The 14,375-nt window shown below is 68.5% G+C and carries 13 protein-coding genes; 9 read left to right on the top strand and 4 right to left on the bottom strand.

Annotated elements, in window-relative coordinates; genetic code table 11:
- Positions 1-38 precede the first annotated feature (38 nt).
- The gene (gene def / locus ACU5E9_RS01795; RefSeq protein WP_456811943.1) at positions 39-530 is read left to right on the top strand and encodes a peptide deformylase; all 492 of its coding nucleotides are present in this window, start codon (positions 39-41) and stop codon (positions 528-530) included.
- Between the two features lie 100 nt (positions 531-630).
- On the opposite strand, the gene ACU5E9_RS01800 is transcribed toward def, so the two are convergent.
- Positions 631-2,481, bottom strand: coding sequence for an AMP-dependent synthetase/ligase (locus ACU5E9_RS01800; protein WP_456811944.1), 1,851 nt, complete (start codon positions 2,479-2,481; stop codon positions 631-633).
- Positions 2,482-2,683: 202 nt separating this feature from the next.
- Here ACU5E9_RS01800 and ACU5E9_RS01805 point away from each other — a divergent pair, with 202 nt between their 5' ends.
- The 3 genes from ACU5E9_RS01805 (at position 2,684) to ACU5E9_RS01815 (ending at position 5,843) form a co-directional block, all read left to right on the top strand.
- Positions 2,684-3,631 carry an ROK family glucokinase gene (locus tag ACU5E9_RS01805; RefSeq protein ID WP_456811945.1) on the top strand — a complete coding sequence of 316 codons (948 nt, stop codon included), beginning with the start codon at positions 2,684-2,686 and terminating at the stop codon, positions 3,629-3,631.
- 48 nt (positions 3,632-3,679) lie between these two features.
- Positions 3,680-4,369, top strand: coding sequence for a lysophospholipid acyltransferase family protein (locus tag ACU5E9_RS01810; RefSeq protein ID WP_456811946.1), 690 nt, complete (start codon positions 3,680-3,682; stop codon positions 4,367-4,369).
- A 145-nt stretch (positions 4,370-4,514) separates the two neighbouring features.
- On the top strand, positions 4,515-5,843 hold the full coding sequence (locus ACU5E9_RS01815; RefSeq protein ID WP_456813479.1) for a class II 3-deoxy-7-phosphoheptulonate synthase: 1,329 nt from the start codon (positions 4,515-4,517) through the stop codon (positions 5,841-5,843).
- 348 nt (positions 5,844-6,191) lie between these two features.
- Here the strand turns inward: ACU5E9_RS01815 and pknB are convergent, their stop codons facing one another.
- A complete protein-coding gene (gene pknB, locus ACU5E9_RS01820; protein ID WP_456811947.1) occupies positions 6,192-8,150 on the bottom strand; it encodes a Stk1 family PASTA domain-containing Ser/Thr kinase in 1,959 nt (652 codons plus the stop codon).
- Between the two features lie 91 nt (positions 8,151-8,241).
- Positions 8,242-9,585 carry a LysM peptidoglycan-binding domain-containing protein gene (locus ACU5E9_RS01825; protein WP_456811948.1) on the bottom strand — a complete coding sequence of 448 codons (1,344 nt, stop codon included), beginning with the start codon at positions 9,583-9,585 and terminating at the stop codon, positions 8,242-8,244.
- 285 nt (positions 9,586-9,870) lie between these two features.
- Here ACU5E9_RS01825 and ACU5E9_RS01830 point away from each other — a divergent pair, with 285 nt between their 5' ends.
- Entirely contained in the window at positions 9,871-10,176 is a 306-nt protein-coding gene (locus ACU5E9_RS01830) for an Rv2175c family DNA-binding protein (protein ID WP_456813480.1), read from the top strand.
- A 21-nt stretch (positions 10,177-10,197) separates the two neighbouring features.
- Here ACU5E9_RS01830 and ACU5E9_RS01835 read toward each other — a convergent pair whose 3' ends face one another.
- Positions 10,198-11,298: a polyprenyl synthetase family protein gene (locus tag ACU5E9_RS01835; protein WP_456811949.1), complete on the bottom strand. Its 1,101-nt coding sequence runs from the start codon at positions 11,296-11,298 to the stop codon at positions 10,198-10,200.
- A gap of 73 nt (positions 11,299-11,371) precedes the next feature.
- Between ACU5E9_RS01835 and ACU5E9_RS01840 the strand changes: the two genes are divergently transcribed.
- From ACU5E9_RS01840 to ACU5E9_RS01855, 4 genes are all read left to right on the top strand, one after another.
- Positions 11,372-11,752, top strand: a complete 381-nt coding sequence (locus ACU5E9_RS01840; protein WP_456811950.1) for a DUF3040 domain-containing protein — start codon at positions 11,372-11,374, stop codon at positions 11,750-11,752.
- Positions 11,753-12,136: 384 nt separating this feature from the next.
- Complete coding sequence (gene mraZ / locus ACU5E9_RS01845) at positions 12,137-12,568, top strand: division/cell wall cluster transcriptional repressor MraZ (RefSeq protein WP_456811951.1); 432 nt, start codon at positions 12,137-12,139, stop codon at positions 12,566-12,568.
- A gap of 146 nt (positions 12,569-12,714) precedes the next feature.
- Positions 12,715-13,704, top strand: coding sequence for a 16S rRNA (cytosine(1402)-N(4))-methyltransferase RsmH (gene rsmH, locus ACU5E9_RS01850; RefSeq protein WP_456813481.1), 990 nt, complete (start codon positions 12,715-12,717; stop codon positions 13,702-13,704).
- Positions 13,701-14,339: a hypothetical protein gene (locus ACU5E9_RS01855; protein ID WP_456811952.1), complete on the top strand. Its 639-nt coding sequence runs from the start codon at positions 13,701-13,703 to the stop codon at positions 14,337-14,339. Before rsmH ends, ACU5E9_RS01855 begins: the two co-directional genes overlap by 4 nt.
- Positions 14,340-14,375 lie beyond the last annotated feature (36 nt).

The following is a 14,375-nucleotide window of genomic DNA, read 5'->3' on the forward strand; positions in this document are numbered from 1 at the left end:
CAGTTCCCTTCGGCGCCCCGTTTCGAAGAGAGTTCCCCGTGCCCGAACGCCAGATCCGCCTCCTCGGCGATCCCGTCCTCAAGACCCGCTCCGAACCGATCGGCACGATCGACGCCCGGGTGCGCGGCCTCGTCGAGGACCTCGTCGACAGCGTGATGCTGCCCGGCCGGGCCGGGGTGGCGGCGTCGCAGATCGGCGTGAACCTGCGCGCCTTCAGCTACAACATCGACGGCGACATCGGCTACATCCTCAACCCGGTCGTGGTCGAACTGTCGGGGGAGCCGGAACTCGTCGACGAGGGCTGCCTGTCGGTGCCGGGACTCTGGTACCCCACCAAGCGGTACCCGTTCGCCCGGGTCACGGGCATCAACCTCGACGGCGAGCCGATCGAGGTCTCCGGCTCGGGGCTGATGGCGCAGGCGCTGCAGCACGAGACCGACCACCTGGACGGGCTGCTCTACCTGGACCGGCTCGACAAGGAGAACCGGCGCGCGGCGATGAAGGAAGTCCGCGAGTCCGACTGGTTCTAGCCCGCACCCTACCCCTAGCACCGAGTTGCCCCCGGACGGACGAATTGCCCCGGCGGGCCGGGGCAACTCGACCGCACCGGGGCAACTCGGTGCCCGGTTGTCAGTCCTGCGCGGTCGACTCCCGCACGGGCACGGCGGCCGTCATCGGGTTGGACCCGTAGAGGTTCTGGATGTCGGCGGCGAAGTCCCGCAGGATCACGTCGCGCTTGATGCTCATCTTCGGCGTGAGATAGCCGGCGTCCTCGGTGAGCTCGATCGGCAGGATCGTGAACTTGCGGATGGACTCCGCCCGGGACACCGACTCGTTGGCGTGGTCGATGGCGCGCTGCACCTCGGCGAGCACCTTCGGGTGCACCGACGCGTCCATCAGCGACAGTGCGGCATCCTCGTGGTTGTTGTGCAGCCAGACCGGCAGCATTTCCGGGTCGAGGGTGACCAGCGCTGCGATGAACGGCTTCTGGTCGCCGACGACGATCACCTGGCCGATCAGCGGGTTCGCGCGGATCGGGTCCTCCAGTGCCGCCGGTGCGACGTTCTTTCCGCCGGCGGTGACGATGATCTCCTTCTTTCGCCCGGTGATGGTGAGGAACCCGTCGTCGTCCAGGTTGCCGATGTCGCCGGTCTTGAGCCAGCCGTCATCGAAGGTGGCCGCGGTGGCCTCGGGGTTGTGCCAGTACTCGGTGAAGACGTTCACGCCCTTCACCTCGATCTCGCCGTCGTCCATGACCCGCACGGACACGCCGGGCAGCGCCGGGCCGACAGTGCCGATCTTGGCCTTGGTGGCCAGGTTCACCGTGGCCGGCGCGGTGGTCTCGGTGAGGCCGTAGCCCTCCAGGATCACGATGCCCAGGCTGTGGAAGAAGTGGCCGAGGTGGGCGCCGAGCGGCGCGGAGCCGGACACTGCGAACTTCACGTTGCCGCCCATCGCGGCGCGCAGCTTGCTGTAGACCAACCGGTCGAACAGGGCGAACTTGACCCTGAGCCCCAGCGGGATCTTGGCGTTCTGCTCGACGAGCTTGGAGTGCTCGACCGCGACCTCCGACGCCGCGGCGAAGATCTTTCCCTTTCCGCCGGCCTCGGCCTTCTGCTCCGCCGAGTTGTAGACCTTCTCGAACACCCGGGGCACGGCCAGAAGGAAGGTGGGCTTGAAACTGCCCAGCGACGGCAGCAGTTGCCGGGTGTCGGGCTGGTGGCCCACCCGCACGCCGCCGTGCACGCAGAGCACCGCGATGAAGCGGGCGAAGACGTGCGCCGTCGTGATGAACAGCAGGGTGGATGCACCCTTCTCGTCGGTGAGGACGGGCTTGAGCGCGATCCCGGCGTTGCGGCTGGTCTCCACGAAGTTGCCGTGGCTGAGCACGCAGCCCTTGGGGCGGCCCGTGGAGCCCGACGTGTAGATGAGGGTGGCCATGTCGGCGGAGACGGCCAGGTTTCGGCGGCGCTCGATCTCGGCATCCGGAACGTCGACGCCCTTCGCGGCCAGCTTGCCCAGGTCGCCGAGGTCGATCTGCCAGACCGTCGCCACCTCGGGCAGGTCGGGGTGTACCTCGTCGAAGCGGGCGAAGTGGTCAGCGGTCTCCACGATGAGCGACGTTGCTCCGGAGTCGCTGAGGATCCACTGGATCTGGCTCGGCGAACTGGTCTCGTAGACGGGCACCAGCACGGCCCCGGCGAACCAGACGGCGAAGTCGATCAGCGTCCACTCGTAGCGGGTCTTGCAGGTCAGGCCGATCTTGTCGCCGGGCTGCACGCCGGCGGCGACGAATCCCTTGGCCAGTGCGATGACCTCGGCGTGGAACTGGGCGGTGGTGACCGGTAGCCAGCCGTTGGTGCCGTCCGGTCGGGAGAAAAGCACCAGCTCCGGGGTCTGGGCGAGCCGGTCGACCAACAGGTCGGTGACGTTCGCGTTCGGGTCGGCGGGGACGACGGCGGGCTCATCGAACTGTTTCACGGTAACTCCTTTGGCACCGGACGGGTAAGTGCGACCACTCTAGCCGCTGAATCGACCCGAGCAGTCGATTCTCCCGGCGGCGTGGTCTCTTACTACACTCTAGGGGGTGCCTCCGTGGTCGTTCAGGTCGCTGCGCGCCCTCGGCCAGTGTCTGCCGGCTCAGAAGAACTGCTAGTTGCTCCACCAACGAAAGGTGTCAGTCGTGCACGCCATTGGGATTGACATCGGCGGGACCAAAATCGCCGGCGCCCTCGTCGACGAGTTCGGGACCATCATCAAATCGGACCGCCGCCCGACCGAAGCCGCGGACCCGCGCGAGATCGAGGACGCGGTCGTGGAAATGATCGAGGGCCTCTCCGCCGGCGAGAACGTCATAGCCGCCGGGGTCGCCGCCGCCGGGTTCATCGACGCCGCGCAGTCCACCGTGTACTACGCCCCCAACATCAACTGGCGCAACGAACCCCTGCGCGAGAAGCTCGAGGCGCGGCTGTCCCTGCCGATCGTGATCGAGAACGACGCCAACGCGGCCGGATGGGCCGAGTTCTGCTTCGGGGCCGGCCGCCTGTACAGCGACATGGTCACCCTCACCATCGGCACCGGCGTCGGCGGGGCCATCGTCTCCAACGACCGCCTGTTCCGCGGCGGCTTCGGCGTGGGCGCCGAGCTCGGCCACATGCGCGTCGTGCCCGACGGGCTGCCCTGCGGCTGCGGCGCGCACGGCTGTATAGAACAGTACGGTTCCGGCCGGGCGCTGCTGCGCATCGCTAACGAGTTCGCGGATGCCGGCGGCATCGGCCTTGGCCTGGCCGCGGCTCGCGCCAAGCGTGGCAAGCTCACCGGCAAGGACGTCGGCCGGTTCATCCAGGACGGCGACCCCGGGGCGCTTGCCGCCCTGCGCCAGCTGGGTGCCTCCCTCGGCCAGGCCTGCGCAAGCCTCGCCGCCGTGCTCGACCCTCAGGTGTTCGTCTTCGGCGGCGGCGTGGCCGCGGCCGGAGACCAGCTGCTGGACCCCATCCGGGCGGCGTACCTCGACAACCTCCCGGCCCGCGGTTACCACCCCGAGGCCGCCTTCGCCATCGCCGAGCTGGTCAACGACGCCGGGGTGGTCGGTGCGGCCGACCTCGCCCGCCGGCACGTCACCGGTGAGTAGGCTGGCGACAGCCGTTCCCGCCCGGCAGCGCAGATAGGGAGGACACCGATGTTCTATTGGTTCATGAAGAATATTGTGGCCGGCCCGCTCCTGCTCGGGGTCTTCCGCCCCTGGGTGATCGGGCTCGACAACATCCCCAAGACCGGCGGCGTCATCCTGGCCAGCAACCACCTGTCCTTCATCGACTCCGTGTTCCTGCCGCTGGTCGTGCCGCGCCGGGTGGTCTTCCTCGCCAAGAGCGAGTACTTCACCGGTAAGGGCCTCAAGGGCTGGGCGACGCGCCAGTTCTTCAAGGCCACCGGGCAGCTGCCCATCGATCGCTCCGGCGGCAAGGCATCCGAGGACTCGCTCAACACCGGCCTCGCCGTGCTGAACGGCGGGGGAGCGCTCGGGATCTACCCCGAGGGCACCCGCAGCCCAGACGCCCGCATGTACCGCGGCCGCACCGGCGTGGCCCGGATGCTGCTGGAGGCCGGTGTCCCCGTCGTACCGGTGGCCATGGTCGACACCGAGAAGGCCATGCCGACCGGCACCCGGATCCCCAAGGTGCGCCGCATCGGCATCGTGATCGGCAAGCCGCTCGACTTCAGCCGGTTCGAGGGAATGGAGGGCGACCGGTTCGTGTTGCGCTCCGTGACGGACGAGTTGATGTACGAATTGCGCCGCCTCAGCACGCAGGAGTACGTCGACGTGTACGCCACCAGCGTCAAGGAGAAGCGCGCCAGCCTTTCGCGCTAGGCTCGAATATCCCCGTCGGGACAAGCCGCACCGGCTCATCCCGATCCAGATCACCCAGGCCCGCGCCCGCGCAGGCCACCAGAAGATAAGCAGGCTCAGTCCCGTGGTAGACCCCACCGAACCGGTAGTAGTGGCAGACAAAGCTGTGATCGCCGGACTGGACTATTGGCGCACCCTTCCCATCAAGCAGCAGCCGGCCTGGCCGGATGCCGATGCCGTCGCGGCCGCCTCCGCCGAACTCGCCACCCAGCCTCCGCTGGTTTTCGCCGGCGAGGTCGACATTCTGCGTGACCGCCTGGCCCAGGCCGCTCGCGGCGAGGCGTTCCTGCTGCAGGGCGGCGACTGCGCCGAGACCTTCAGCGGCGCCACCGCCGAGCAGATCCGCAACCGGGTCAAGACCGTGCTGCAGATGGCCGTTGTGCTCACCTACGGCGCATCCATGCCCGTGGTGAAGATGGGCCGCATGGCCGGGCAGTTCGCCAAGCCGCGCTCCAGCGACTTCGAGACCCGCGGCGACGTGACGCTGCCGGCCTACCGCGGCGACATCGTCAACGGTTACGACTTCACCCCGGAGTCCCGCGAGGCCGACCCCGACCGGCTGGTCAAGGCGTACCACACGTCCGCATCGACCCTCAATCTCATCCGCGCCTTCACCCAGGGCGGCTTCGCCGACCTGCGCCAGGTGCACAGCTGGAACCAGGGCTTCGCGAAGAACCCGGCCAACCAGCGCTACGAGGGCCTGGCCAAGGACATCGACCGCGCGATCAAGTTCATGATCGCCTGCGGAGCCGACTTCGAGGCCATGCGCCGCACCGAGTTCTACACCAGCCACGAAGGCCTGCTGATGGACTACGAGCGGCCCATGACCCGCATCGACTCCCGCACCGGCACGCCGTACAACACCTCGGCGCACTTCGTCTGGATCGGCGAACGCACCCGGGAGATCGACGGCGCGCACGTGGACTTCCTGTCTCGGGTGCGCAACCCGATCGGCGTCAAGCTCGGCCCGAGCACCTCGATCGACGACATGATGCGCCTGATCGACAAGCTCGACCCGAACCGCGAGCCCGGCCGCCTGACCTTCATCACCCGGATGGGTGCGGGCAAGATCCGCGACGCCCTTCCGCCGCTGCTGGAGGCCGTGAAGGCCAGCGACGCGATGCCGCTGTGGGTCACCGACCCGATGCACGGCAACGGCGTCACCACGCCCACCGGCTACAAGACCCGTCGGTTCGACGACGTCGTCGACGAGGTCAAGGGCTTCTTCGAGGCGCACCGCTCCGTCGGGACGCACCCCGGCGGCATCCACGTGGAGCTCACCGGTGACGATGTCACCGAGTGCCTCGGCGGTTCGGAGCACATCGACGAGGCCGCGCTGGCCACCCGGTACGAGTCGCTCTGCGACCCGCGCCTGAACCACATGCAGTCCCTGGAGCTCGCGTTCCTGGTGGCCGAGGAACTCGCCGCCCGCTAACCCGTACCACCCGCGTCACCCAGCTGCTCCGTTGCGGACGAGCTGCCCCGTTCCACCGGGGCAACTCGTCCGCACCGGGGCAACTCGCGTAAATAGGGGGCGTCCCCGTCTCGCTGGTCGGGCTTGTCGAGACCTGGTGACGTGCGTGTGTGCCGCTGCCCGGCATCCTTTTGTCGTCTCGCGTGGTCTCGACAGGCTTGACCGACGAGATGGTCGAGATGGTCGAGATGGTCGAGCCACGTCGACGGGGTCGTGACGTTCCTGTGGGTCGTCCCCGTCTCGCTGGTCGAGCTTGTCGAGACCCCGCGACGTGCGTGTGTGCCGCGCCAGCCAGGGCTGGCGCCGACGCTAGCCGAAGGGGTTGGTCGGCTGCAGGGTGATCGTGCTGCCCTTGGCGAGGGCGGATCCCGCTACCGGGTCCATCGACTCCACGCTCAGGAGCGCCGCGATCGCGTCGGCCCCCGGGTTGTAGCTCAGCTTGAAGCCGAGGTCTGACAGGGTTTCTTTGGCCTCTGACCAGCCCACGCCGACGACGTCGGGAACGATGACCGGTTCCGGCCCACGGGAGACCGTGAGGGTGATGGGGGAGCCGACCCGGATGGGTCCGGCTGCGCCGGGCGCGGCGGAGATCACGTCGCCCTCCGGCACGGAGTCGCTGTAGCGTTCTTCGCCTGACTGGCCCTCGAGGCCCTGCCCGGCGAGGATGTCGATGGCGTCGTCGAGTGACTCGCCCGACACGTCGATGACGTCGCCAAGGGAGACGACGTAGTTGATCGTGCTGCCTTCGAACGCGTCGCCGCCCTCGGACACATCGGCGCCGTCGCTGGCACGGGCCGCGTAGAAGACGATGCCGTCGTCGAACTCGGCGTTGAACATCTTGTCCACGGTGCCGGGCACAGCGAGCGCGTCGTTGATGGCCGCGATGGCGGCGTCCTCGTCGAGCCCGCGCAGTTTGGGCACCACGATCGGCTGGGGGCCCTGGGAGACGTTGAGGGTCACCGTGCTGCCCTTGGGCACCCGGCTGCCGTCGCCGGGGTCGGTGCCGGCGACCAGGCCGGATTCGATCTCGGTGCTGTACACCGTGCCGGCCTCGGCCTCGAGGCCGATGGCCTCCAGCTGGGCCGTGGCGTCTTCCGGGGTGGTGGAGACCAAGGCGGGGACCGCGACCTGCGAGCCAGGGCCCAGTCCGAAGTACCAGCCGGCGGTTCCGACCACGGCGGCGATCAGCAGGATCAACAGTGGGAGCCAGTAGCCGCGCCGGCGACGCTTCTTCGCCGTGTCAGCCAGCTGGGTCACCGGGTCGTCATCGGGTTCGTCCACCGGCGGCGGCGCGAACGCCGTGGTCGTGGCCGTGCCGGCGGAGGCCAGCGCGCCCCGACCCATGATCTGGGTGTCGGCGTCGGCGGATGCCCCGAGGGTGCGTGGCAGCACCATGGTCGATTGCATCGCCGTCTCGGCGCCGGGCCGAACCTGCTTCTCCACCTCGAGCAGCTGGTCAAGCATGACGCGGGCGTCGCGGGGGCGTTCTTCGGGGTCGCGGGCCGTGGCCCAGGTCACGAGCTCGTCGAGTTCGACGGGCACGCCGGGGGCGACGAGGCTGGGCATCGGCACGGTGTCGTTGGCGTGCTGGTACGCCACCTGCATCGGCGCCTCGCCCACGTAGGGCTGCTCGCCGGTGAGCATCTCGTAGGTCATGATGCCGAGCGCGTAGATGTCGCTGCGCGCATCCGCGATGCCGCGGGTGACGAGTTCGGGGGAGAGGTACGCCACGGTGCCGAGCAACGCCTGCCCGGTGGCGGTGTTGTTGTTCACGGCGCGGGCCAGTCCGAAGTCGCCGATCTTGATGCGGCCGTCGTCGGCCAGGAGCACGTTCTCCGGCTTCACATCACGGTGCACGATGCCGGCCTTGTGCGCGGCGGCGAGGCCGGAGAGCACGGCCTCGAGGATGTCCATGGTCTGCTCGGGAGTGAGCCGGCCGTAGTCCTTGAGCAGGTCGCGCAGCGTGATGCCGGGCAGGTGCTCCATCACCAGGTAGGCGATGTCGGCATCCTGGCCCTGGTCGAAGACGTTCACCACGTTGGGGTGGGCGAGACGGGCCGCCGAGCGGGCCTCCTGGATGAACCGGCTGCGGAAGGCGTTGTCATCGGCCAGGTGGCCGTGCATGATCTTGATCGCCACCCGTCGCTCGAGGCGCAAGTCCGTCGCCAGGTACACGGTGGCCATCCCGCCACGGGCGATCCGGGAGCGCACCTGATAGCGGCCGTCGATGAGACGGCCGATCATGGGGTCAATGGGGCTATCGGTCACTCGTCGAGTCTACGGAAATCTCGGGCGTTCCTCTGGAGGGGGAACAGCGCGGCGGGCAACGATTCGGTCACCGACGTGCCCGCCGGGCGGATCAGCCCAGTTGGGCGAGCCAACCGCGGGCAGATGTCTCCCAATTGGCGTACAGGTCGGGGTAGGCGGAGATCTGCACGGCCTGCGCGGCCTGCGTGACGCTCATGGATTCCCAGCCGGGAATGTCCAGGAGTCCGCGCGTGACGCCGGGGTTGGGGTTGACCGGTCCGCCGAAGAAGGCGCGGGTGGCGCGGTCGGCGTCCATGACCTGGTCCTGCGTTCCCCAGCCGGAGCTCGGGCGCTGCTGGAAGAGGCCGAGGGAGTCCCGGTCGCCGTGGTCGATGTTGCGCAGGCCCGACTCCTGGGCGGCGGCGGCGAGGGCCACGACGAGGGCAGCGTCGCTGGCACCGGCTTCACGGCCGACACGGATGATGAGGCTGGCGTTACCGGCCATCTCCGAGGTGAGGGGCGTCACGGTGTCGCGCTGGGCGACCGGGGCCTCGGCGGCGGGCGTGACGAGCACCGCGGGGCTCGCCTGCAGCACGGGGGCCGCGCCGGGGATGGTGAGGACCTGGCCGGGCTGGATGATGCTGGACCAGCCGAGGCCGTTGGCCTCGAGCACGGATTGCACGGAGACGCCGGCGTCGCCCGCGATCTTGTCGACGGTGTCACCGGAGACGACGGTGTGGGCGCCGCCCGTGCCGATGACGGCGGTCACGTGGACCGCGGCGACGCTGGACACGGGGACGACGCCGGTGGCCGAGCCCGCTGCGGGCAGCACGATGACCTGGCCGGGGAAGATGATGCTGTTCTGGCCGAGACCGTTCGCACTGAAGACGGATGCGGTCGACACGCCATGGGACGCGGCGATGCCGCTCAGGGTGTCGCCGGACTGGATCGTGTACCGGGTGATCTCCGTCGCGACCGGCGCGGGCGCCGGTGCGGGGGCGACCTCGGTCGTGGCGAGGGTGAGGACCTGGCCGGGGAAGATGACGGCTGACCAGCCGAGGCCGTTCAGGGCCAGGACGGAGGCCGTGGACAGCCCGAACCGCCCGGCGATGGCGCTGACGGTGTCGCCGTCGACGACCGTGTACTGGCTGGGCGCGGCGACGGCCGAGACCGGCTGCACGGCCTGGACCGGCTTGGCGACGGCCTGGGGCAGGGTGGTGCGTGCCTTGAGGGGCTTCTTCAGCGCCGTCGCGGCCTGGGCGGGTGAGGCGAGGTTCAGCACGATCGCGATGGTGCTCACGACGACGAGGGGGATGCTCGCGACGGCGCCCAGCGAGCGCCGGACTCCCGTCGGGGTCGGACGGTGCCGGGCCGCCTCGGCGGGCGAGCTTGTCGTCTCGACAGGGGAGTCGGCCGGGGCCGTCCTCGCTTCGATTTTGCTGGCTCTAACCGACATTCCACACCCTCTTCATAGTTGATACGTCCTCAACGCTGACACAGATGATATGCCGAGTCAATTAACCACGCGGGAGGGCCGCCCGATACCTCCCGGAATCGGCCCGAATTGCCGCATAATCCGCCGATTCACCGTTGCGATGAGGGGTTTGTCGTGATCGCCCAATCGTGGGAGGCTTGGAAGGTGACCGATTCGTCTTCCGCTCAAACGCATTCCGCTTCCTCCACCGACACCTCCGCAGCCTCGGCTGCCGGCGCCGCAGCATCCGGCCCCGCCTGGCTCGCGATCCCCGACCTCGTCGAGGTGCTGGGCATCAGCCAGAGCCGGGTCCGGCAGCTGATCGAAGACAAGCACCTCCTCGCCGTGCGCCGGGACGGTCGGCTGAGCGTGCCGTCCTCCTTCATCCGGGACGGGTCGCCGGTCGGTGAGCTCCGCGGCACCCTGATCGTGCTCTCCGACGACGGGTTCACCGACGAGCAGGCCATGGAATGGCTGCTCGAGGTGGACGACAGCCTCGGTGTGCCCCCCATCGACGCCCTACTCGCCGGCCGGAAGGCCGAAGTGCGTCGCGTCGCGCAGGCCCTGGCCTGACCTGACGCTTGCCCTGAGGCGCTAGAACGCGCGGCGCGTCACCGTGTCCGCGAACTCGGAGAGCTGACCGGCCACGCCTGGATCGACGGGGGAGCCGTGCAGCACCGCGAGTGCCTCGGCCACGTTCTCCTGGATCATCGTCTCGACCCTGTCGACGGCTCCGCTGGCCACGATGGTCCGCTGCAGCCACTCGATCTGCTCGCCGGACAGGTCCGGACGCCCGAGCAGCCGATCGACCGTTCCCAGGTCGGGGCCGTCGAGGCGTTCCCTGGCCAGAGCGATCAGCACGGTGCGCTTGCCCTCCCGCAGGTCGTCGCCGCTCGGCTTGCCGGTCACGGCCGCGTCGCCGAACACCCCGAGCAGGTCGTCGCGCAACTGGTAGGCGATACCGAGCGGCAGCCCGAACGCACGCAGGGAGTCGAGGTGGTCGTCATCGGCGCCGGCGAGGGCCGCACCGATCACGAGGGGGGCCTGCACGCTGTACTTCGCCGACTTGAACACGATGACGCGCACGGCGCGATCGAGCAGTTCCGACTCGGCCTGGGTGAGCCAGGCCCGCTCCTCGAGGATGTCGAGGTACTGACCGGCCGTCACCTCGGTGCGCATCCGGTTGAACTCTGCCCTGGCGCGCCGTGCGCTGACCCGGTCGCGGGCGTCGTCGAGGCCCTCGTCCAGCAGCTCGTCGCTCCAGCCCAGCAACAGGTCGCCGAGCAGGATCGCTGAGGCCCGGCCGAAGTCGGCGGGGGCGCCGGCCCAGCCCTGGGCGCCGTGCAGGCTTTCGAAGCGCCGGTGCGCGGATGGCGCGCCCCGACGGGTGTCGGAATTGTCGATGATGTCGTCGTGCACCAGGGCCGCCGCGTGGAAGACCTCGAGCGCCGACGCGGCCGAAACGAGACCGTCGAGACCGGCCGGGACGTCGCTCGGTGAGGCCGCCGGAACGCTCTGCCAACCGAGGTGGGCGAACTGCGCTCTGAAGCGTTTGCCGCCGCTGAGAAACTGCCGTGAGTAGTCAACCAGCACAGCCAGGTCCGGGCTGATGGTCGTCACAATTGACTCACGCGTGTTGATGAATTCGTCGATGCGAGAATGAACCAGATCGACCAGTCGGGTGCTTTGTGCCACTTGCCTAGCCTAGCCATCTCGGCGGGACTAGAATTAGGGTCTAATCCGCTCGATCCCCAATTGGAGGAATGAGATGCCGCTTTCAGAACAAGAGCAGCGACTCCTCGAAGAGATGGAGCGCAGTCTCTATCACAACGATGCCGAATTCGTGGCGAGCGTTGGAGGCACCCGCCTCCGCCCTAATTACCGCTCCATCGTTCTCGGGGTACTCGCGGGCGTCGTGGGGATAGCAACTCTTGTTGCCGGCGTTGCCGTCCAGCAGCTCTGGCTGGGCGTCATCGGATTCATCATCATGTTCGGCGGCGTGCTGCTCGCCATCACTCCCGGCCGCGGGTCACGGGCGACGAAGCCGTCGTCCGGAGCGCCCCGCCGTCCGGCGCAGGCGCGCAACCAGCAGGGCTTCATGGACAAGCTCAACGATCGCTGGGACCGCCGCCAGGACGGTCAGCAGTAATCGTCCCGCAGTAATCGTCCCGCAGTAGGCCAAGCGCTCTGCACTGCGCCCGGCCCACCCGTGACAGCGAACCTCGGTAGCGTCCGCCCCTGACCCGGTCAGGACGGCGGGCGTTTTCGGTGTGACCGCCGGCTTCCACCGGCCTCCCTTTTCACCCACTCACCGCAGCAATCGGATCGACCACGAGGTCGGTCCTTTTTTTGTGCCCAAAAACCGGCAGGAATGGCCGAAATTGTGGGATTTCCCTCCACCCGGTGATTCCCTGTGATTTCAGGGAATAATTGGGCACATTCGCAGCAATATCCGCCGTTTTCCAGACACGGTGGTTGATAGTGGAGTAAAGTGGAGCAACACCTGACCTTGGCCGGAAGAGAGGGGTGATGAATGTTCCTCGGGACCTATGCCCCCAAGCTCGACGAAAAAGGACGCGTCATCCTGCCGGCCAAGTTCCGCGAGGAACTCTCGACCGGCATCGTCATGACCCGCGGCCAGGAACGGTGCCTGTACGTCTTCACCACGCGTGACTTCGAAGACGTGCACGAGAAGATCCGCCAGGCGCCGATCACCAGCAAGGAGGGCCGCGATTTCTTCCGCGTCTTCCTCTCCGGTGCCAGCGCCGAAACGCCGGACAAGCAGAACCGGGTCACCATCCCGGCCAACCTCCGGGCCTACGCCGGCCTCGGCCGCGACCTCACCGTCATCGGTGTCGGCACGCGGGTCGAGATCTGGGACACCGAGGTCTGGGACGCCTACCTCATTGAGCAGGAAGCCTCGTTCGCCAACATCACGGAGGAGGTGATTCCGGGACTCTTCTGATTCCTGGTGCGTGACTCCCAGCCGTTTACTCCTGACACACTTCCCCGGTGCCAGGCAGAACGGATGGGGATCAGGCAGCAGGACCCGCCCCGGTAGCTATGAACAATGACGCGAACAACACCACGAATGACAACCCGAACGACGAGATGAACAACGACACCCCCTCAACCCCGGCCGACCGGCCGCAGCTGAACGAGATCCACGTTCCGGTGCTGCTCGAGCGCTGCATCGAGCTGCTCGGCCCGGCGATCGGCAAGCCCGGCGCCGTCCTCGTCGACGCCACCCTCGGCATGGGCGGCCACGCCGAAGCCATGCTCACCCGTTTCCCCGGCCTCACCCTGGTGGGCCTGGACCGTGACCTCGACGCGCTGGCGGTGGCCGAGGAGCGCCTCAAGCCGTTCGCCGACCGCATCCACCTGGTGCACACCGTCTACGACGGTATCCTCGACGCCCTCGCCGGCCTCGGCATCAGCGAGGTGCAGGGCATCCTCTTCGACCTCGGCGTTTCCAGCATGCAGCTCGACCAGGTCGACCGCGGTTTCTCCTACTCCAAGGACGCGCCGCTGGACATGCGGATGGACAGCACCTCATCGCTGACCGCCGAGCGCATCCTCGCCGAGTACAGCGAAGCCGACCTCCGCCGCATCTTCCAGGAGTACGGCGAGGAGAAGCTCGCCGGACGGTACGCCAAGGCGATCGTGGAAGCGCGGGTCACCACCCCCTTCGTCAGGTCCGCACAGCTGGTCGAGGTGATCACTAAGGTCACCCCGGTCGCCGTGCAGCGCATGGGGCACCCCGCCAAGCGGGTCTTCCAGGCACTGCGGATCGAGGTCAACCAGGAGCTGGCCGTTCTCGAACGCGCCATCCCCGCCGCGATGCAAGCCGTCGCGGTCGACGGCCGCATCGTATCGATGGCGTACCAGTCGCTCGAAGACCGCATCGTCAAGCGGATGTTCGCCGCCGCGTCGACCTCCAGCGCTCCCGCCGGTCTGCCGGTGGAGCTTCCGGAACACAAACCGCTGTTCACCCTGCTCATCCGCGGTGCCGAACTGGCATCGGATGACGAGAAAGCGATCAACCCCCGTGCAACGTCGGTTCGCCTGCGTGCCGCGCAACGACTGAGGAGAGCCGAATGAGCGACAACCTGGCCCGGGTGCTGCCTACCCACGAATCACGTCCCGACATCCTCGGGCGTCCCGGCGCGGATGAGCGTCGCCACATCGAGATCGTCGCTCCGAGCAAGCACGCCCGGCCCCGCGTCGTCTACGCGCTCTCGGCCGTGGCCTGTGTCGGCGCCGTCGTCGTCGCCCAGCTGCTGCTGAGCGTCGGAATCTCCCAGGGCGCGTACGAGATCTCGGCCCTGCGCGCCAGCCAGGTCGAGCTCGGCCGCACGGCCGACAGCGTCAGCGAGGACCTCATCCGGGTTTCCTCCCCGCAGAGCCTCGCAGCCAACGCGGAAGCCCTCGGCATGGTGAGCAACTCCACCCCCGCCTACCTCAGGCTCTCCGACGGTGCCGTGCTCGGGGCCCCCGCCTCGGCGACCGGCAGCGAGGTCGGCGCGGCAAGCCTCGTCCCCAACTCGCTGTTGGCCGGGGTGCCGCTGGTGACCGAGCAGGCCGCAGGCGGAACCGGCGCCAGCGTCGTCGCCGCGGCCCCCACGACCGCAGCATCGACCGCAGCCGCGACGGGAACGTCGACCGCGACCGCGGGCGCGGCGACGGCGGCAGCAGTTGCGGTGACCGACGGCCTGCCTTCGCCGACCACCCGATAATCGCCGGTACAGTCCCCTACAGGAGGTCTACCAGGT

This window comes from Cryobacterium sp. AP23, from assembly GCF_054075385.1.

Coding starts and splice junctions, on each gene's coding strand:
- mraZ (WP_456811951.1), top strand. CDS start 12,137: ATGTTCCTCGGGACCTATGCCCCCAAGCTCGACGAAAAAGGACGCGTC.
- ACU5E9_RS01825 (WP_456811948.1), bottom strand. CDS start 9,585: ATGTCGGTTAGAGCCAGCAAAATCGAAGCGAGGACGGCCCCGGCCGAC.
- ACU5E9_RS01855 (WP_456811952.1), top strand. CDS start 13,701: ATGAGCGACAACCTGGCCCGGGTGCTGCCTACCCACGAATCACGTCCC.
- rsmH (WP_456813481.1), top strand. CDS start 12,715: ATGAACAACGACACCCCCTCAACCCCGGCCGACCGGCCGCAGCTGAAC.
- ACU5E9_RS01840 (WP_456811950.1), top strand. CDS start 11,372: ATGCCGCTTTCAGAACAAGAGCAGCGACTCCTCGAAGAGATGGAGCGC.
- ACU5E9_RS01810 (WP_456811946.1), top strand. CDS start 3,680: ATGTTCTATTGGTTCATGAAGAATATTGTGGCCGGCCCGCTCCTGCTC.